The sequence below is a fragment of the Acinetobacter sp. 2JN-4 genome, from assembly GCF_003687745.1.
GTDB classification, from domain to species: Bacteria; Pseudomonadota; Gammaproteobacteria; order Pseudomonadales; family Moraxellaceae; genus Acinetobacter; species Acinetobacter halotolerans.
In genome coordinates this window covers 343,821-363,639 of record NZ_RDNY01000001.1, presented here as the reverse complement: position 1 = coordinate 363,639, position 19,819 = coordinate 343,821, and the positions used below count along the sequence as shown (strand labels likewise).

Here is a 19,819-nt window from a genome sequence, read left to right as displayed (position 1 = left end):
TTATCTATGAATTTAAAGCAGCTTAATTGTGATTCGATGAACGCTCAATAAGGTATTGGTTAAATGTTTTAACAAAACGAAAAAGCCTTAGTAGAAACTAAGGCTTTTGAAATTCAGGTGTATACACGCTTATAGGCGTTTGCGTTTTGCAGCAGTAATTTGTGATTGACGCATACGGAAGCCTGCTTTTTGTTTGTCCGTTGTTTTATCAATGCAGTAAGCACAGGAAACACCATGTTCATAGCTTGATAACTCTGATTCGGCTTTAGTCAGAGGCCAACCACATGCATGACATTTGATGTTTTCACCTTCTTCAACACCGTGCGTCACCGCAGTGCGACCATCAAAGACAAAGCATTCACCTTCCCAAAGACTTTCTTCGGCAGGGGTTTCTTCGAGGTATTTTAAAATACCGCCTTTAAGATGGTAAACCTCGTTAAATCCTTCTTGTAAGAGTAGGGAGGTTGATTTCTCACAACGAATACCACCTGTACAGAACATCGCAATTTTTTTGTCTTTATGCTGCTCAAGGTTTTGTTTTACATAGTCTGGAAATTCACGGAAAGATTCAGTTTTGGGATCAACTGCACCCTTAAATGTACCTGCTTTATATTCGTAGTCATTGCGTGTATCAATTAAGATCACATCATCACGTGCAATCAGTTCGTTCCATTCTTTTGGATCAAGGTAGTGACCTACTAAATCGCGTGGCTTAACCTCGACACCTAAAGTCACAATTTCTTTTTTTAGTTTGATTTTCATTTTACGGAATGGTTTATCAGAGCTATGAGACTCTTTGTATTCCATTGCTGTAAAACCTTCATCCAGAAAAAAACGATAAATTGTATCAATTGCTGCACGATCACCTGCAACCGTACCATTAATTCCTTCTGAAGCTACAATCAGAGTTCCACACAAATTGATACGATTCACTAAGTCTAAAAGACGTTGTTGCAGATCAGCTGCATCTGAAACTTCTTTAAATTGATATAGTGCCGCAACAACCCAATTTGTGGTCGCTTGCTGTTCTACAGGTGCAAGCTGTTCTACAGTAGCGTTCATGGATAACTCCAAATGTATTAAGATAGGAAAATTAAGGCGCACATTTTAGCGCGAAATCTGAAAATAAGCGAGAAAACCATAAAATTAATATGGTTTTATAGGAGTTGGTTTTGAGTAGTGATCGTCGAATTCCATCATTGACTCCATGTGCAGGGCGTTGTTCAACGGTGTTTGGTGATTTGGTTTGTCGTGGTTGTCGCCGTTTTAATCATGAAGTCATTCAATGGAATACATATAACCCAGAACAAAGATTGGCGGTGTGGCGGCGCTTAGATGCGCAGCTAGACCAAATTTTGGTTCCGTTGTTGCCCGATGCTGATCTCCAGCATGTTGAAGGTTTTATTCATAGTCGGCATATCCGCATACTGGACACCGCGAGCGCAGGGCGTAAGCTTTATCATGCCCTAAAGCTTTGTGAAAAAAATAAACAACTTGCCCATGATAGTGGTTTGGGTGTGGCTGATAAGCAAGTAAAGCCGATCTGGGATGAGTTTGAGCGTCGTGTATTGGCTTTGGCCAAGGCGAGTTATGAATTGGCATGGTTACGTGCAAATGGTATTAGTCATAACTTGATGCGTTTATTAGAAGAAGATGATGATTGATGAGTTAATTGCGTACGGTCTTTTGATTTTAAAATAAAAAAAGCTGCCAAATGGCAGCTTTTTTAAACATTAACTTTGTTTTAAAAATTAACGTTTGATGTCGCGTTGAGCCTCGCCAGTGTAAAGCTGACGTGGGCGACCGATCTTGTATGGAGATGCATGCATTTCTAACCAGTGGCTGATCCAGCCAACGGTACGACCAAGTGCAAAAATAACAGTGAACATATCGGTCGGGATACCGATTGCTTTTAAGATAATGCCTGAGTAGAAATCGACATTTGGATAAAGCTTACGTTCAACGAAGTACGGGTCGTTCAGTGCAATTTTCTCAAGTTCCATTGCAAGTGCAAGCTGAGGATCGTTGATACCAAGCGCTTCAAGAACTTCGTCACACGTTTGTTTCATGACTTTTGCACGTGGATCAAAGTTTTTATACACACGGTGACCGAAGCCCATGAGTTTAACTTCTTTACGCTTCACTTTTTCCATGAATTCAGCAACGTTTTCTACGCTACCGATTTCATCTAACATGCGAAGTACAGCTTCGTTTGCGCCGCCGTGAGCAGGTCCCCAAAGTGCAGAAATCCCAGAAGAGATACATGCGTAAGGGTTTGCACCTGTAGAACCAGCAAGACGTACTGTCGAAGTAGAAGCATTTTGCTCGTGGTCAGCATGAAGCGTGAAGATACGATCCATTGCTTTAGCAAGAACAGGATTTACTTTGTAATCACGGTCAGCAGGTGTTGCAAACATCATGTGCAAGAAGTTTTCTGCATAACCTAAATCATTACGTGGGTAAATGAATGGTTGACCTACTGTGTACTTGTAGCTCCAAGCTGCAAGGGTAGGGATTTTTGCAATTAAACGAATTGCGGTAATTTCGCGGTGATTAACATCTTCAATATCTAAAGCGTTGTGATAGAACGCAGATAAAGCACCAACAACACCAACCATGATCGCCATAGGGTGAGCATCACGACGGAAGCCATTGAAGAAACGGCTAACTTGATCGTGAACCATTGTGTGGTTGCGCACTTTAGCGTCAAATTCTGCTTTTTGTTCAGCAGTTGGAAGCTCACCATTTAACAATAAGTAGCAAGTTTCTAAGTAGTCTGCTTGAGTCGCTAATTGATCAATTGGATAGCCACGGTGTAATAACACACCTTTGTCACCATCAATGAATGTGATCTTAGATTCGCAAGCAGCTGTCGCCATAAAACCAGGATCGAAAGTAAAGTGACCCGATGCCAATACATCTTTAACGTCAATTACATCTGGGCCCAATGTGCCGCTGTAAATTGGTAATTCAATTTCTTTGCCATCAAGCTGTAATACGGCTTTTTTGCCAGTTGCTGCAGACATTCAATAGATCTCCTGTCCTGGTGAATGATTATCTGACTCGAAATCCTAATCTTGTCATGTGCGAATCAGACGGTGTCAAAATTTGCTATAAGATTAGTGGCTACTAAAATTTTGTCAATTATACTTAGGGATAAAAAATGACGTTGCTACAGTCAATTAGTCATTCAGTATCAAAGGAAAAACTGAGTAAAATCACAGCACCGGTCGAGTATAATATGTCAAATCATGTTTCAGGTGCATAAAAAAAATGAAGCATCAGTACAATTGTAAGTAAATTTTTATTTCGGCAATATTTTGGTGCTTATAAAATAAAGACTTAGAATAATTCAAAATCCTATATGCCTCATGGCTTAGAGCTGAATAGTCATTGAAAAAATACTGGAAATGTGTATTCATTTTGGAATAATTGATTCATTGTGGTGCGCTTGTTTGTATAAAAAAACTTCACTTCTTTTTTCGATGAGATCGCAATGAATAGATTATTGATTATTCATATTTAATATATAAATGGGGGGTATTATTTTAGACAATATTTATAACGGCGTGATTTACCCTGTTTTTACGCTAAAAACGTGTATTTTTTATGAAAAAAACAAGAAAAAATCAATGAAAGTAAAAAATATTTATAAATAATCCTCTGTTATTTTTATCTTTAAAAAACATGTGGATATCTTGTTTTTATTTGGTGGATTATCATAGTTATTGTCGCTGCACTCGTGAATGATTCTTATTTAATGGTTTTTTAGACTAAAGCGAAATCTGATTGTTTGTATTTTGATATTTCACGTCTTATAATTCGGTGTCGTTATATATAGGTTAGGCATGTGCTGTTCTTGCCTGACAATGCCAGCTTTCCTTTGAATTAATTCAAACAAACTCCAGTTGGAGTTTCTACCTACAGGATGCCCGCTGTGAAAAGCAACAGACCTGTCAATTTGTCCATGGGTCAAGTGTTAGCGGTAAATTTACGCTCACCCGTGGCTATTGCATCAATTCTACACCGTCTATCAGGTGTAATCGTTTTCTTACTCGTCGCAGTTCTTTTATGGATTTTGGATAAATCTTTATCTTCACCAGAAGGATTTGACTACGTTAAAAATGTCGTTTTCGGAAATATCTGTGTACGTTTTATCGTATGGGTATTTGTAGCCGGCCTAATTTTCCACTTCATCGCAGGGATCAAGCATTTACTTGCTGATGTCGGTTTTGCTGAAGAGTTACAAAGTGGTCGTATTGCAGCTACAGTTTCATTAATCTTGTCTGCGGTTTGTATTGTCGCAGCCTTCGTATGGATTATGTTCTGATGAAAAGTGCTACAGGTTTAACAGGTTCAGGTTCTCGCGATTGGTACATCCAGCGTGTTAGTGCTGTGGTGTTGGCTGCTTATACTGTTGTTATATTCGGTTGGATCCTTTGCAATAGCGGATTCGGTTATGAACAGTGGGCTGGCTTTATGTTGACTTTGCCAATGAAGATTTTTTCTTTATTAGCAGTGTTGTCGCTGGTTGCACACGCTTGGATTGGTATGTGGCAAGTCTTTACTGATTATGTAACGACTCGTCAAATGGGTCCTTCGGCTTCAGGTTTACGCCTTGTGCTCACTACTGCTGTGATTATTTCAGTATTCGTGTACGCAATCTGGGGTATCCAGATTTTCTGGGCAAATTGATAGGAAGAGATCATGGCAACTACCCCTAAAGAAAATTATTCAAACATCCAAACCCTATCATTTGACGCAGTTATCGTTGGTGGTGGTGGTTCTGGTATGCGTGCTGCTTACCAACTTGCTCAAGCTGGTTTAAAAGTTGCGGTATTGACCAAAGTATTCCCAACACGTTCGCATACGGTTGCTGCTCAAGGTGGTATTGGTGCGTCGTTAGGTAATATGCAGGAAGATAACTGGCACTATCACTTTTATGACACGGTTAAAGGTTCTGACTGGTTAGGTGATCAGGACGCAATCGAGTTTATGACGCGTGAAGCACCGAAAGTTGTTTATGAGCTTGAACACTTAGGTATGCCTTTTGACCGTAATGAAGATGGTACGATCTACCAGCGTCCATTTGGTGGTCACTCTGCAAATTACGGTGAAAAAGCTGTTCCACGTGCTTGTGCTGCTGCTGACCGTACTGGTCATGCATTGCTTCATACTTTGTATCAAAGCAACGTGAAAATGGGGACTCAGTTTTACGTTGAATGGATTGCATTAGATTTAATCCGTAACGAAGCAGGCGACGTACTTGGTGTGACAGCGATTGACCAAGAAACAGGTAATATTGCTGTGTTCCAAGCCAAAGCAACATTATTTGCTACTGGTGGTGCAGGTCGTGTTTACCGCGCATCTACCAATGCCTATATCAATACTGGTGACGGTCTTGGTATGGCGGCGCGTGCAGGTATTCCATTACAAGATATGGAATTCTGGCAGTTCCACCCAACAGGTGTTGCGGGCGCAGGCGTATTGTTGACTGAAGGTTGTCGTGGTGAAGGTGGTATCCTTCGTAACAAAGACGGCGAACCATTTATGGAACGTTATGCACCGACTTTAAAAGACTTGGCACCACGTGACTTTGTATCACGTTCTATGGACCAAGAAATTAAAGAAGGTCGTGGCTGTGGTCCTAAAGCGGATTATATCTTATTGGATATGACGCATTTGGGTGCTGAAACGATTATGAAGCGTCTACCATCTGTATTTGAGATTGGTAAGAAGTTTGCAAACGTTGACTGTACTAAAGAGCCAATTCCAGTTGTGCCAACAATCCATTATCAAATGGGTGGTATTCCTACCAATATTCATGGTCAAGTGGTTGTACCGCATGGCGTGGAAGAAGGTGAGTTTTCTGCACATTATGATAAAGATTCGAAAGAATATACCTATAAAGGAACGCGTGATTATGTAAAACCTGTTAAGGGTTTTTACGCAATTGGCGAATGTTCTTGTGTGTCTGTACATGGTGCAAACCGTTTAGGTACGAACTCATTGCTTGATTTGGTTGTGTTTGGTAAAGCAGCGGGTGAACATATCATTGACTATGTGACTAAACATCACGGCGATGACTATGCTCCGCTTCCAACAGATGTATTGGAAAATACATTGGCGCGTGTGCGTAAATTGGATGAATCTGCTACGGGTGAAAATGCACAGGAAGTTGCAGATGTTATTCGTGATATCGTACAAGACCATGCTGGTGTATTCCGTACTCAAGCGTTGCTTGACAAAGGCGTGAAAGAAATTCTTGCGATTGAATCACGTGTGCGTAACATTCATTTAAAAGACAAATCTAAAGTATTTAACACAGCGCGTGTTGAAGCATTAGAAGTTGAAAATTTATATGAAGTTGCAAAAGCAACCTTGATTTCTGCTGCTGCTCGTAAAGAGTGTCGTGGTGCGCATACTGTTGTTGATTATGAATTAGCACCTGATCACCCGACTTATTCTTATGGCCGTCGTGATGATGAGTGGATGAAACACACGTTATGGTATTCAGCAGACAATCGTCTTGAATATAAGCCAGTACGTTTCAAACCATTGACGGTTGAAGCAATTGAACCTAAACCACGTACATTCTAATCGGGAGAACAAAGATGAGTAGAGGCACTCGTACATTCGAAATCTACCGCTATGATCCTGATAAGGATAAAGCGCCGTATATGCAAACTTATAAACTTGAGTTAACCGATAAGCACCGTATGTTGCTTGATGCGTTACTTGCGTTGAAAGTGCAGGATGAGACATTAACATTCCGCCGTTCATGCCGTGAAGGTATTTGTGGTTCGGATGGTGTGAACATCAATGGTAAAAATGGTTTGGCTTGTTTGTGGAACCTGAACGACTTACCAGAGAAGATTGTGATTCGTCCTTTGCCTGGTTTGCCAGTCGTAAAAGACTTGGTTGTAGATATGAACCAGTTCTATGACCAATATAACAAAATTCACCCATTCTTGATCAATGATCAACCTGCACCAGCTAAAGAGCGTTTACAGTCTCAAGCAGAGCGTGAGCATTTAGATGGTTTGTATGAATGTATTCTTTGTGCATGTTGTTCAACAGCATGTCCATCATTCTGGTGGAACCCTGATAAGTTCCTTGGACCATCAGCTTTGTTAAATGCATATCGTTTTATCATTGACTCTCGTGATACAGCAACACAAGAACGTTTGGCTCGTTTAGATGATCCATTCAGCTTGTTCCGTTGTAAGGGAATCATGAACTGTGTATCGGTATGTCCTAAAGGGTTAAACCCGACGAAGGCAATAGGTCACATTCGTAATATGTTGTTAGATCAAGCGGGTTAATTTCGCTTTCTAACGCAAAAACGGAAGTTTCGAAAGGAGCTTCCGTTTTTTATTTATTGGAGTTTTACTTCTAAAAATAGTAGATGAATAAGTCTATGAGCGTGTTAATTAGATATATAAGTCATATTGTTAAGCTTAATAATAAAAATGGATATGTGGTGGTGTGACTTATTTTTAAACACTGTGCGTGATGTTTGTGCAAGAATTGTAGCGTTTGTTAAACTTTGGTCGATAAAAGCGCAACTTTTATAAAAATGGCGGTATATTAGAGCATAATTTGATGTATGTATTTCGCTGCTTTATGGATGGTATGTGTCAAAAAAATCAATCCACGCTTGATAACATGTTAGCATTTCTGCCACAGCTAAAAGCAAAAAATAAGTTTATTCTTAGAGGTGTCTTCGGCTGATATCTCAGGATTTTATTTTGGCTTTTTTTTACTAGAGAAGTCATTTTAGAAAAGTTAAAGTTTGATTTAATTTTTCTAAAATGATTTGCAAAAAATTGCTCGATTTCATCGAGTATAAGAATGAGTTATGTGCTTTGGATTGAAAGTGCATAGCTCATTTATTACATCAAAGGAAATATTCCGGATGTGTAGTAATGATGTCTCAGGGTCGTAAGATCTTGGGCTGTAGTGTCTTGTTACCAATTTGACATTATGAATCATGGGTCCGCTTAAAAGGCAACCCGTAATATTTTTTGCAATAGGAAATGGGTCCAAAAATGCAAGAAGTTGCTGACGCGCTGCGTCTTGACACTGAACTTTCTGCTGATAGTGCAGCGTATATTGAAGATCTTTACGAGCTGTACCTATCTTCTCCAACCTTAGTTTCTGAGGATTGGCGTGAATATTTTGATAAATATCCTAAAGGTGATCAGCCACACGGTAATGTGCGTGAACAGTTCCTTTTATTAGGACGTAATGCCAATCGTGTGCAGCCTATGGTACAAAGTACTGTTAGTACAGAGCACGAGCGTCGTCAAATTGGTGTTTTACAACTCATCGCTGCGTACCGTAACCGTGGTCATCAAAAAGCTAAACTCGATCCATTAGGTCTTGCGAAACGTGAAGAAGTTCCTGACCTTGATTTATCTGAACATAATTTAACTAAATCTGATTTAGATACTGTATTTAATACAGGCAATCTTGCAATTGGAAAATCAGAAGCAACATTGTCAGAAATGATTGAGGCAATGGAAGCAACTTACTGCGGTTCAATTGGTGCAGAATATATGCATATTGTTGACACCAAAGAAAAACGTTGGATTCAACAACGTTTGGAAAGTGTCCGCGGTAAATTCCAGTTAAATGCAGAGCAGAAAAAAGCTGTGCTTGAGCGTTTAACGGCAGCTGAAGGTTTGGAAAAATATCTTGGCAACAAATTCGTTGGCGCAAAGCGTTTTGGTGTGGAAGGCGGTGAGTCTTTTATTCCAATGGTCAACGAGCTGATTCAACGTGCAGGTGCAGTTGGTTGTAAAGAAGTTGTGATTGGTATGCCACACCGTGGTCGTCTCAACTTGCTTGTCAATATTATGGGTAAAAACCCAGCTGACCTTTTTGGTGAGTTTGAAGGTAAAAGCATTCATAAGAAAGGCTCTGGTGATGTGAAGTATCATCAAGGTTTCTCATCTAATGTTATGACCCCAGGTGGCGAAGTTCACCTAGCTTTAGCATTTAACCCATCCCATTTAGAAATCGTTGGTCCAGTGGTTGAAGGATCTGTACGTGCACGTCAAGTTCGTCGTAAAGATATCGGCGGTGATGACGTACTTCCATTGATTGTTCACGGTGATGCTGCATTTGCGGGTCAAGGTGTGAACATGGAAACCTTCCAAATGTCACAAACACGTGGCTATACGGTTGGTGGTACGGTTCATATCGTGGTCAATAACCAAGTCGGTTTTACCACTTCAGATCCACGTGACACACGTTCTACAGAATACTGTACCGATGTAGCAAAAATGATTCAGGCGCCTATTTTCCATGTCAATGGTGATGATCCTGAAGCCGTTATTTTTGCGACGCAAATTGCACATGATTTCCGTCATGAATTCCGTAAAGACGTGATTTTGGACTTGTTCTGCTACCGTCGTCGTGGTCATAACGAAGCGGATGAGCCATCTGGTACTCAACCATTGATGTATCAAGTCATTAATAAAAAAGCGACAACACGTACTTTATACGCAGACCAATTGGTACAAGAGAAAGTGCTTGATCGTTCGACTGCTGATCAAATGGTAGAGGATTATCGCGCTGATTTAGAGGCTGGTAATCACGTTGCTAATGCTTTAGTTCGTGAACCAAATAAACATATGTTTGTCGATTGGACACCGTATCTAGGTCACGAATATACAGATGTTTGGGATACAACTTTTAATATCGATCGTTTGAAAGAACTTGGTAAAAAGATGAATACATTACCAGAAGGTTTTGTGTTGCAACGCCAAGTGCAAAAAGTGATTGATGACCGTGTGAAAATGCAAGCTGGTGAAATGCCACTCAACTGGGGTGCTGCTGAAACTTTAGCTTATGCAACACTTTTAGATGACGGTTTTCTTGTGCGTATTACGGGTGAAGATGTCGGTCGTGGAACGTTCTCTCATCGTCATGCAAAGTTACACAACCAAGTTGATGGTTCTGTATATATTCCTCTTTGTCACATTAAAGAAAATCAGCCTCGTACAGCGGTATATGATTCTTTATTGTCTGAAGAAGCTGTACTTGCATTTGAATATGGTTATTCAACCACTTTGCCAAAGAGTTTGATCGTTTGGGAAGCACAATTTGGTGATTTCGTTAACTGTGCACAAGTCGTTATTGACCAATTTATCGCTTCGGGTGAAACCAAGTGGGAGCGTGTATGTGGTCTGACGATGTTGTTACCACATGGTTATGAAGGTCAAGGCCCTGAGCATTCATCTGCACGTTTAGAGCGTTTCTTACAGCTATGTGCTGAAGAAAATATGCAGGTGATGACACCAACGACTCCAGCGCAAATCTTCCATGCGTTACGTCGTCAAGCGGTTCGTCCTATTCGTAAGCCTTTGATCGTGATGTCACCGAAATCTTTATTACGTCACAAACTTGCAACTTCAACTTTAGATGAATTAGCAAATGGTGCATTCCAAACTGTGATCGATGAAGTGGATCAAATCAACAAAGCTGAAGTGACTCGCTTAGTGCTTTGTGGTGGTAAGGTTTATTACGATTTACTCGAAAAACGTCGTGAGCTTGGTTTAAACAATACTGCGATCGTTCGTATTGAACAATTGTATCCTTACCCAGAGCAGCGCTTAGCTGAAGTCATGGCTACATATCCAAACATTGAAGATCTTGTTTGGGCACAAGAAGAACCGAAGAACCAAGGCGCTTGGTTGTTCATCGTTCCTCGTTTATATGAAGACATGCTTAAATCTGGTAAACAAATTCGTATTAGCTATGCTGGTCGTGAAGCATCTGCCGCACCTGCCTGTGGCTCACCGTACTTGCATGCAAAACAACAAGCTCAGCTCGTCAATGACGCACTTGCAATTGAAGCTGAACAATCAGGAGATTCTCAATAATGGCAACCGAAATTAAAGCACCGGTATTTCCAGAGTCAGTTGCTGACGGTACGATCGCAACTTGGCACAAGAAAGTAGGTGAACCTGTATCACGTGATGAAGTGATCTGTGACATTGAAACCGATAAAGTTGTTTTAGAAGTGGTTGCTCCAGCTGACGGTAGTTTGGTTGCAATCATCAAAGACGAAGGCGAAACAGTACTTTCTGACGAAGTGATTGCACAGTTTGAAGCTGGTGCTGTTTCTGCGGCTGCTCCTGAAGCTGCCGCACCAGCGGCTGCATCTACTCAAGCAGTTGATCAAAACCAAGCGCCTGCGGTTCGTAAAGCATTATCTGAAACAGGTATCAATGCTGCTGATGTACAAGGTACAGGCCGTGGTGGTCGCATCACTAAAGAAGATGTTGCTGGTCATCAAGCTAAACCTGCTGCATCAGTTCAACCATTAAGCGTTGCTGTAGGCGAGCGTATCGAAAAACGTGTTCCAATGACGCGTTTACGTAAGCGTGTTGCTGAACGTTTATTGGCTGCAACACAACAAACTGCAATGTTAACGACATTCAACGAAGTTAACATGAAGCCAATCATGGAAATGCGTAAGCAATATAAAGATGCTTTCGAGAAGCGTCATGGTGCTCGTTTAGGCTTTATGTCTTTCTTTGTTAAAGCGGCGACTGAAGCATTAAAACGCTACCCAGCAGTGAATGGTTCTATTGATGGTGATGACATCGTTTATCACGGTTTCTATGACATCGGTGTTGCTGTATCAAGTGAACGTGGCTTAGTTGTTCCTGTACTTCGTGATACTGATCGTATGAACTATGCAGAAGTTGAAAACGGTATCCGTGACTACGCTTATAAAGCACGTGACGGTAAATTAGGTATCGAAGACATGACTGGTGGTACTTTCACGATCACCAATGGTGGTACTTTCGGTTCATTGCTTTCAACGCCGATTTTGAATACGCCACAAACAGCTATTTTGGGTATGCATAAGATCCAAGAGCGTCCAATGGCAGTAAATGGTCAAGTTGAAATCTTGCCAATGATGTATTTAGCACTTTCTTATGATCACCGTTTAATCGATGGTAAAGAAGCTGTAGGTTTCTTGGTAACAATCAAAGAGTTGTTAGAAGAACCAGCTAAACTCATCCTCGATCTTTAATACATTAATTATAAATCTTCCCTAACCCCTCTTTACTAAAGAGGGGAAGCCCCCTTTTGAAAAAGGGGGGATTAGGGGGGATTAATTGGAGATAAAAATGTCTCAACAGTTTGATCTTGTTGTTATTGGCGGTGGACCTGGTGGTTACGAAGCGGCGATCCGTGCTGCACAACTGGGTTTTAAAGTTGCTTGTATCGAAAAACGTATTCACAACGGTAAGCCATCTCTGGGTGGTACGTGTTTAAACGTGGGTTGTATCCCTTCTAAAGCATTACTTGATTCTTCTCACCGTTATGAAGCGACGATTCACGAACTTGCTGAACACGGTATTAGCACAGGCGAAGTTAAATTTGATTTAGACACTTTGCTTGCTCGTAAAGACAAAGTTGTAGAACAATTGACCGGTGGTGTTGCTCAGTTACTGAAAGGTAATGGTATCGAGTGGTTACAAGGTACAGGCAAATTACTAGCTGGTAAAAAAGTAGAATTCACGCCATTTGAAGGTGACGTACAGGTTTTAGAACCTAAGTACGTGATCCTTGCGACGGGTTCTGTGCCTGTAAACATTCCTGTAGCACCTGTTGATGAAGACTTAATTGTTGACTCAACTGGCGCATTAAAATTCCCAGAAGTTCCAAAACGTCTGGGTGTGATCGGTGCAGGTGTGATCGGTTTAGAACTTGGTTCTGTATGGCGTCGCTTGGGTGCTGAAGTTGTTGTATTTGAAGCAATGGATACTTTCTTGCCGATGGCGGACAAAGCATTAGCGAAGGAATATCAAAAAATCTTGAAGAAACAAGATTTAGATATCCGTATCGGTGCAAAAGTATCTGGCACAGAAATTAACGGTCGCGAAGTAACCGTTAAGTATAACCAAGCTGGCGAAGACAAAGAGCAAGTGTTTGACAAGCTCATCGTTTGTGTAGGCCGTAAAGCGTATGCAGAAGGTCTATTGGCAGAAGACTCTGGTATTAAATTGACTGAACGTGGTTTGGTTGATGTCAATGATCAGTGCTTAACCTCTGTTGAAGGCGTTTATGCAATTGGTGACTTAGTTCGTGGTCCAATGCTTGCTCATAAAGCAATGGAAGAGGGCGTAATGGCTGTTGAGCGTATTCACGGTCATGCTGCTCAAGTGAACTATGACACTATCATCAGTGTTATTTACACGCATCCAGAAGCAGCTTGGGTTGGTCTAACTGAAGAACAAGCCAAAGAAAAAGGTCATGAAGTTAAAGCAGGTCAGTTCCCGTTTGCGGTGAATGGTCGTGCATTGGCTGCTGGTGATACTGCTGGTTTTGTTAAATTCGTTGCTGATGCCAAAACCGATCGCCTGTTAGGTATGCACGTTGTTGGTCCAAATGCATCTGATATCGTACATCAAGGTATGATCGCACTTGAATTTGTATCTTCAGTTGAAGATTTACAATTGATGACTTTTGGTCACCCAACATTCTCTGAAGTTGTACATGAAGCAGCGCTTGCTGTTGATGGTCGTGCAATCCACGCGATTCAACGTAAGCGTAAATAAATAAAAAGTGTGGTTCGCCACACTTTTTTGAATGATGATGATCGCTTTTATAAGGTGATTATTTACTCAATATGTAGCAGTCTAGTTTTAAGTACATCTAGGCTGTATCACACAAACAACATAGTAGGTAACTAAATGAACTTACATGAGTATCAAGCTAAAGCGTTATTGAAAGAATATGGTATGCCAGTACAAGAAGGTATCTTGGCAACCGATGCAGACGAAGCAGTTGCTGCATTTGAACAGCTTGGTGGTAAATTCGCAGTAATGAAAGCGCAAGTTCATGCTGGTGGCCGTGGTAAGGCTGGTGGTGTTAAAGTTGCAAAATCAAAAGAAGATGTTATCGAATTCGCTAACAATATCATTGGTACTCGTTTAGTAACGTATCAAACAGATGCAAATGGTCAACCAGTTAACAGCATTATCATTGCTGAAGACGTTTACCCAGTTGAGCGTGAGCTTTACTTGGGCGCGGTTGTAGACCGTTCTAGCCGTCGTATTACTTTCATGGCTTCTACCGAAGGTGGTGTAGAAATCGAGAAAGTTGCAGAAGAAACTCCTGAAAAAATTATCAAAGTTGAAGTTGACCCACTTGTTGGCTTACAACCATTCCAAGCGCGTGAAGTTGCGTTTGCTTTAGGCTTGAAAGACAAGCAAATCAGCCAATTTGTAAAAATTATGGCTGCTGCTTATCAAGCATTTGTAGAAAATGACTTTGCATTATTTGAAATTAACCCACTTTCAGTTCGTGAAAATGGCGATATTTTATGTGTTGATGCAAAAGTAGGTATCGATTCTAACGCGCTTTACCGTTTACCTAAAGTTGCTGCTTTACGTGACAAATCTCAAGAGAATGAGCGTGAATTAAAAGCATCTGAATTTGATCTTAACTATGTTGCTTTAGAAGGTAACATCGGTTGTATGGTGAATGGTGCTGGTCTTGCAATGGCAACAATGGACATCATCAAGCTTTATGGTGGTCAGCCTGCAAACTTCCTTGACGTTGGTGGCGGTGCAACTAAAGAGCGCGTAATCGAAGCGTTCAAAATCATCCTTGCTGATACTTCTGTACAAGGTGTTTTAATCAACATCTTCGGTGGTATCGTACGTTGTGACATGATTGCTGAAGCAATTATTGCAGCGGTTCAAGAAGTAAATGTAACTGTACCAGTTGTTGTTCGTTTAGAAGGTAACAACGCTGAGTTAGGTGCTAAATTACTTGATGAATCTGGTTTGAAATTAATTTCTGCGAACGGTTTATCTGATGCCGCAGAAAAAGTTGTAGCTGCAGTTAAAGCGTAAGGAGTATCAATCATGAGCGTATTAATTAATAAAGACACTAAAGTATTGGTACAAGGTTTTACTGGTAAAAACGGTACTTTCCACTCTGCACAAGCTTTAGACTACGGTACAAAAGTTGTTGGTGGTGTGACTCCGGGTAAAGGTGGTTCAACTCACCTTGACTTACCTGTATTTAATACAATGAAAGAAGCTGTACGTGAAACACATGCTGATGCAACTGTAATCTATGTACCAGCTCCATTCGTTTTAGACTCAATCATTGAAGCGGTTGATTCTGGCGTTAGCTTGATCGTTGTGATCACTGAAGGTGTTCCAACAATCGACATGCTTAAAGCAAAACGCTACTTAGAAACTAACGGTAACGGTACGCGTTTAGTTGGTCCTAACTGCCCAGGCGTGATCACTCCAGGTGAATGTAAGATTGGTATTATGCCAGGTCATATTCACCAACCAGGTCGTATTGGTATCATCTCACGTTCAGGTACATTGACTTATGAAGCGGTTGCTCAAACAACTAAGCTTGGTTTAGGTCAGTCTACTTGTATCGGTATTGGTGGTGACCCAATCCCAGGTATGAACCAAATCGAAGCACTTCAATTGTTCCAAGACGATCCAGATACTGATGCAATCATCATGATCGGTGAGATCGGTGGTACAGCAGAAGAAGAAGCAGCTGAGTTCATCAAATCTAACGTGACTAAGCCTGTAGTAGGTTACATCGCTGGTGTAACTGCACCTAAAGGTAAGCGTATGGGTCACGCTGGTGCGATCATTTCTGGTGGTCAAGGTACTGCTGAAGAGAAATTCGCTGCATTTGAACGCGCGGGAATGGCTTACACTCGTAGCCCAGCTGAGCTTGGTTCAACAATGATGCAAGTATTGAAAGAGAAAGGTTTAGCGTAATACGTTAGATTTAATCTTAAAAAACCCCAATATTGTTATTGGGGTTTTTTTTATTGTGGGGGAATAAATAATTACTCAGCTTTTGGTTTTAGCCCTTGAGTTAAGCCATTAATATCACCGCCTTGTAAGCCAAGTTCACTCATCAAGCTATCGATGAGAGGCGCTTGTGAGCGATAGCGTAGGGCGCTATTCACGACCTGATCTGATAAAGATGCTTGGCCATTTTCAACTGCTTCGCCAGATGCACCGCTTCCACCAGCAAAACCACCTAAACCATTGACCTGTAAAATCTTGATGTCATCAATATTTTCCATTGGTTTAACACTTTCACGAATAATATCTGGTAAATGTTTAAGAAGTGCTAAGCGTACTTGCATTTCTACCTGTTCAGCAGAGAGTACGTTGGCTGCTTCATTGACAGCACGTGTACCTTCAGCATCAACTTGGTATTGTTTTTCTAAGGCTTGAGCAAGCAATATTTTTGCATCCGCTTCACCTTTTGCTTTTAAGCGAACTTTCTCAGCTTCGGCTTCAGCCCCAATACGGACTGCCTCAGCTTCATCAGCAGCAGCCTTTTTACCTGCATCAGCAGCCACCGTAATCGCAATCGCATCTTTCTCAGCAGATTGTTTTGCTGCAACCAATTCAACGGCTTTCTGACGCTCTGCACGTTGTGTTTCACGTACGGTGATGACTTCTTCTTCAGCTTTTACTGCTTCAGCACGCGCTTTATCGGCTTGCGCTTTGGCTTCAGATTCAGCACGAGATTTTTCAGCAATGGCAATGGCACGATCTTGCTCTGCAAGTTCAATGGTTTTCTTTTGTTCAACTTCCGCTTTTTGAATGAGCTGTGCTTTTTGAATATTTTCATTTTCAACATCACGCGCCGCGGCAATACGCTTTAATTCAACTTCACGCTCAGCAGCAATACGTGCTTCTTCTGCTTCACGTTTTTTGCCAGCTTCTTGAGACGCAATTTCAGCCGATTGTTCAGCTTTTCGAATTGAAATCTCTCGCTCTTGTTGTAGTTTTGCGTATTCTTCTTCACGTGAAATTTCAAGACGTTTACGTTCAGCTTCTAAATCTTTACTGCGAATGGCAAGATCCGTATCTTGTTCGATATCGTTACGTTTTTTACGACGGTCTTCAATGGTTTCTGTTAGTTTGGTTAAACCTTCAGCATCGAACGCATTTTGCGGATTAAAAAACTTAAAGCTGGTTTGATCCAAGCCTGTTAATGACACTGTTTCAAGCTCTAAACCATTCTTTGATAAATCTTCTGATACCACTTGCTGAACTTTTTGCACGAAGTCGACACGTTTCTCATGTAGCTCTTCCATTGCCATTTCTGCGGCAACTGCGCGTAAAGAGTCTACAAACTTACCTTCAACTAAGTCTTTTAGTTCAGGCGGGGACATGGTTTTTCTACCCAGCGTCTGAGCAGCCGTTGCAATTGATTCAGCCGTTGGTTTAACGCGAACATAAAACTCGGCCATAACATCGACACGCATACGATCGCGTGTAATTAAAGCTTGGTCAGCAGCACGCTTTACTTCTAAGCGTAAGGTATTCATATTTACAGGAATGATTTCATGTAAAACTGGTAGTACAATCGCACCGCCATTTAAAATCACTTTTTCACCGCCCCAACCTGTACGCACAAAAGAGACTTCTTTACTTGAACGTGTATATAATCGAGTAATTACAACACCAATAAAAATCAGTACAGCAAAAATAATACCCGTAATAATTAGAATTTCAGTCAATGCTGAAGTAAGCATTTAAATACCCTCTATGTAAATAATATAAAAAATTAAGTGGCAATTGCTTGAAAGCCAATTTTGGTTCTTTGCGTTAAAATAACGTCTTGTCCTTGATAAAATATAATATCAAGTTCTGGTTCAACCAAGACATAATGTGTCTGACCAAATTGGTCTTTAACTTTTGCTTGGGCAGGGGAGTTAGGTTTTGCTTCACCCAAAATAATCTGTGCGGTAAGTCCAATCAGTTCATCACTATGAATCGCGGTGGTTTCATCTTTTGGGATAATTTTTGCAACGAAAGCAGCGCTATAGCGCACAATAGGCATACAAAGAAACAAACATGCTGGTGCGATCAACCAAGCTGAAAAATAATGCTCAGTCAAAAAGAAAAAAATATTCTGAATAATTAAGCCTGTTAGCCCATAAGCCGTTAGAAAAATGATCAGCCAAATTAATAGTGGAACTTTACCCAGATATAACCATTCTAGAAGTTGAGTAAATACATTATTTGAATGTTCAATCGAGACATCGGCATTATTGATTTCAGTTAGGCTATCTGGTAGAAATTGCTCAAAAAAACTAGAGCTGCCACCCAGTAATAATAAAATGATTTCAAGAACACCAATAAATAAACATAGTAATAATGCAATGCTAAAAATAACATTGGATGGATGGGTGAGGAGTTCTAAAATCATTCGCATTACTCTTATTTCTTTTTTTGAAAGAATTAATAAATTTTTATAAAAATAAAACAGTTATAAGGATAAGTGTAAGTGACTTTAAATTCAACTTAAATTACGCGTTGTTGCAGGCGAAAAAAAAACGCAATGATTGGGGTGATCACTGCGTTGAACAACGAATCTGTTTAAAACAGTTTCGGTTGAAAAGGAGAAATGTCATGAGATTAGTGTTTGCTAACCTACTTCGCTATATTATTTAAAAACCTGACCAGATTCATGGGTATTCGTGTTACCTACTGTTAATAGATGTTAATAAGTGACAAAAAGTGTTAGTTTTTGATTTTAAAGAAAAGTTCTTTAATTAGACTTAAATCAAGTGTTTATACAAAAAAAGCCCATTTTGTGGACTTTTTTTGTGAAAAATGAACTAAATTAGAATTTGAATAATCCTAATCCTGCTTTTACTTCATCCAGCGTTTGCTGCGTAATATCTCGGCATTTCTCAGTACCTTGTTTGAGAATATCCATGATGTAATCAGGATCTTTCTCTAGCTCTGCACGACGATCACGGATTGGGGCGATCAGCTCCTGTAAAATACCTTCTAGGCGTTTTTTCACCGCACCATCACCTAAACCACCACGACGGTAATGTGCTTTTAACTCCTCTACTTCTGCTTTGTTTGGATCAAAAGCATCGAGGTAAGTAAATACAATGTTACCTTCCACTTGACCTGGATCTTCAATTCGCAAGTGATTTGGATCGGTATACATCGCGTTCACAGCTTTTTTGATGTCTTTATCTGAAGCATTCAACACAATGGTGTTGCCCAAAGACTTTGACATTTTGGCTTTACCATCAAAACCAGGTAAACGCGCCATATTCGATAATAATGCTTTGCATTCAGGCAATAGATCATGACCAATTTGGCGGTTGACACGACGAACAACTTCGTTGGTTTGCTCAATCATTGGTAGTTGGTCTTCACCAACAGGGACAACCGTCGCTTTAAATGCAGTGATATCTGCTGCTTGAGCGATTGGATAACATAAGAAACCCGCTGGAATATCGCGTTCAAAGTTACGAAGCTGAATTTCTGCTTTCACAGTTGGATTTCGCTCTAAACGCGCTACGGTAACGTAGTTGAGATAAATCATCGTGAGTTCATTGAGTGCAGGCAAACAAGACTGTACACAAATGGTGGTTTTACTTGGGTCAATACCGACCGCTAAATAATCTAACGCAACTTGCAGAATGTTATTGCGTACTTTCTCTGGATTATCGGCATTATCAGTGAGTGCTTGAGCATCTGCCAATAAAAGGTGCTGATGATGACTATCTTGTAAACCTACACGTGAACGTAATGAACCGACGAAGTGTCCGAGATGAAGTTGTCCAGTAGGGCGGTCGCCTGTCAAAATGATTGGGCGATTATCAGCATTACTCATGATATGTTCCAAGATTCAGTGATTTGATCAATATAAGATTGGGATTATTGTACGGTAAATAATTTTTTTTCGTCAGCGATTGCTTCAAATTTTTATTAAATTAATGTTGTGAATTTATTGAGTGATTCTACAATAGTAA

General features: G+C 40.5%; 15 protein-coding genes. 10 read left to right on the top strand and 5 right to left on the bottom strand.

Going from position 1 to position 19,819, the window contains the following annotated elements; all coding sequences use genetic code 11:
* Positions 1–129: 129 nt before the first annotated feature.
* Positions 130–1,062, bottom strand: coding sequence for a rhodanese-related sulfurtransferase (locus EAH57_RS01790; protein ID WP_121928586.1), 933 nt, complete (start codon positions 1,060–1,062; stop codon positions 130–132).
* Positions 1,063–1,172: 110 nt separating this feature from the next.
* On the opposite strand from EAH57_RS01790, the gene EAH57_RS01785 reads away from it, so the two are divergent.
* A complete protein-coding gene (locus tag EAH57_RS01785) occupies positions 1,173–1,664 on the top strand; it encodes a DUF1289 domain-containing protein (RefSeq protein WP_121928585.1) in 492 nt (163 codons plus the stop codon).
* An 87-nt stretch (positions 1,665–1,751) separates the two neighbouring features.
* Here EAH57_RS01785 and gltA read toward each other — a convergent pair whose 3' ends face one another.
* A complete protein-coding gene (gene gltA / locus EAH57_RS01780) occupies positions 1,752–3,026 on the bottom strand; it encodes a citrate synthase (RefSeq protein ID WP_121928584.1) in 1,275 nt (424 codons plus the stop codon).
* Between the two features lie 902 nt (positions 3,027–3,928).
* Here gltA and sdhC point away from each other — a divergent pair.
* The 9 genes from sdhC (at position 3,929) to sucD (ending at position 15,791) form a co-directional block, all read left to right on the top strand.
* On the top strand, positions 3,929–4,330 hold the full coding sequence (gene sdhC / locus EAH57_RS01775) for a succinate dehydrogenase, cytochrome b556 subunit (RefSeq protein WP_051064201.1): 402 nt from the start codon (positions 3,929–3,931) through the stop codon (positions 4,328–4,330).
* Positions 4,330–4,695, top strand: coding sequence for a succinate dehydrogenase, hydrophobic membrane anchor protein (gene sdhD, locus EAH57_RS01770; RefSeq protein ID WP_004669203.1), 366 nt, complete (start codon positions 4,330–4,332; stop codon positions 4,693–4,695). Before sdhC ends, sdhD begins: the two co-directional genes overlap by 1 nt.
* Before the next feature lie 9 nt (positions 4,696–4,704).
* Positions 4,705–6,600: a succinate dehydrogenase flavoprotein subunit gene (gene sdhA, locus EAH57_RS01765; RefSeq protein WP_121928583.1), complete on the top strand. Its 1,896-nt coding sequence runs from the start codon at positions 4,705–4,707 to the stop codon at positions 6,598–6,600.
* Between the two features lie 14 nt (positions 6,601–6,614).
* A complete protein-coding gene (locus EAH57_RS01760; RefSeq protein ID WP_121928582.1) occupies positions 6,615–7,325 on the top strand; it encodes a succinate dehydrogenase iron-sulfur subunit in 711 nt (236 codons plus the stop codon).
* 726 nt (positions 7,326–8,051) lie between these two features.
* Positions 8,052–10,892, top strand: coding sequence for a 2-oxoglutarate dehydrogenase E1 component (locus tag EAH57_RS01755; protein WP_121928763.1), 2,841 nt, complete (start codon positions 8,052–8,054; stop codon positions 10,890–10,892).
* Positions 10,892–12,055: a 2-oxoglutarate dehydrogenase complex dihydrolipoyllysine-residue succinyltransferase gene (gene odhB, locus EAH57_RS01750; protein WP_121928581.1), complete on the top strand. Its 1,164-nt coding sequence runs from the start codon at positions 10,892–10,894 to the stop codon at positions 12,053–12,055. The genes EAH57_RS01755 and odhB overlap by 1 nt, the downstream gene beginning before the upstream one ends.
* Positions 12,056–12,152: 97 nt before the next feature.
* Positions 12,153–13,586, top strand: coding sequence for a dihydrolipoyl dehydrogenase (lpdA, locus tag EAH57_RS01745; RefSeq protein ID WP_121928580.1), 1,434 nt, complete (start codon positions 12,153–12,155; stop codon positions 13,584–13,586).
* Positions 13,587–13,721: 135 nt separating this feature from the next.
* On the top strand, positions 13,722–14,888 hold the full coding sequence (gene sucC / locus EAH57_RS01740; RefSeq protein ID WP_121928579.1) for an ADP-forming succinate--CoA ligase subunit beta: 1,167 nt from the start codon (positions 13,722–13,724) through the stop codon (positions 14,886–14,888).
* A gap of 12 nt (positions 14,889–14,900) precedes the next feature.
* Positions 14,901–15,791 (top strand): succinate--CoA ligase subunit alpha, encoded by an 891-nt coding sequence (sucD, locus tag EAH57_RS01735; protein ID WP_004669189.1) that lies wholly within the window; start codon positions 14,901–14,903, stop codon positions 15,789–15,791.
* Between the two features lie 71 nt (positions 15,792–15,862).
* Here sucD and EAH57_RS01730 read toward each other — a convergent pair whose 3' ends face one another.
* From EAH57_RS01730 to trpS, 3 genes are all read right to left on the bottom strand, one after another.
* Positions 15,863–17,572, bottom strand: coding sequence for a flotillin family protein (locus EAH57_RS01730; protein ID WP_121928578.1), 1,710 nt, complete (start codon positions 17,570–17,572; stop codon positions 15,863–15,865).
* Positions 17,573–17,604: 32 nt separating this feature from the next.
* On the bottom strand, positions 17,605–18,249 hold the full coding sequence (locus EAH57_RS01725) for a YqiJ family protein (protein ID WP_121928577.1): 645 nt from the start codon (positions 18,247–18,249) through the stop codon (positions 17,605–17,607).
* A gap of 417 nt (positions 18,250–18,666) precedes the next feature.
* Positions 18,667–19,680, bottom strand: coding sequence for a tryptophan--tRNA ligase (trpS, locus tag EAH57_RS01720; protein WP_005195577.1), 1,014 nt, complete (start codon positions 19,678–19,680; stop codon positions 18,667–18,669).
* Positions 19,681–19,819 lie beyond the last annotated feature (139 nt).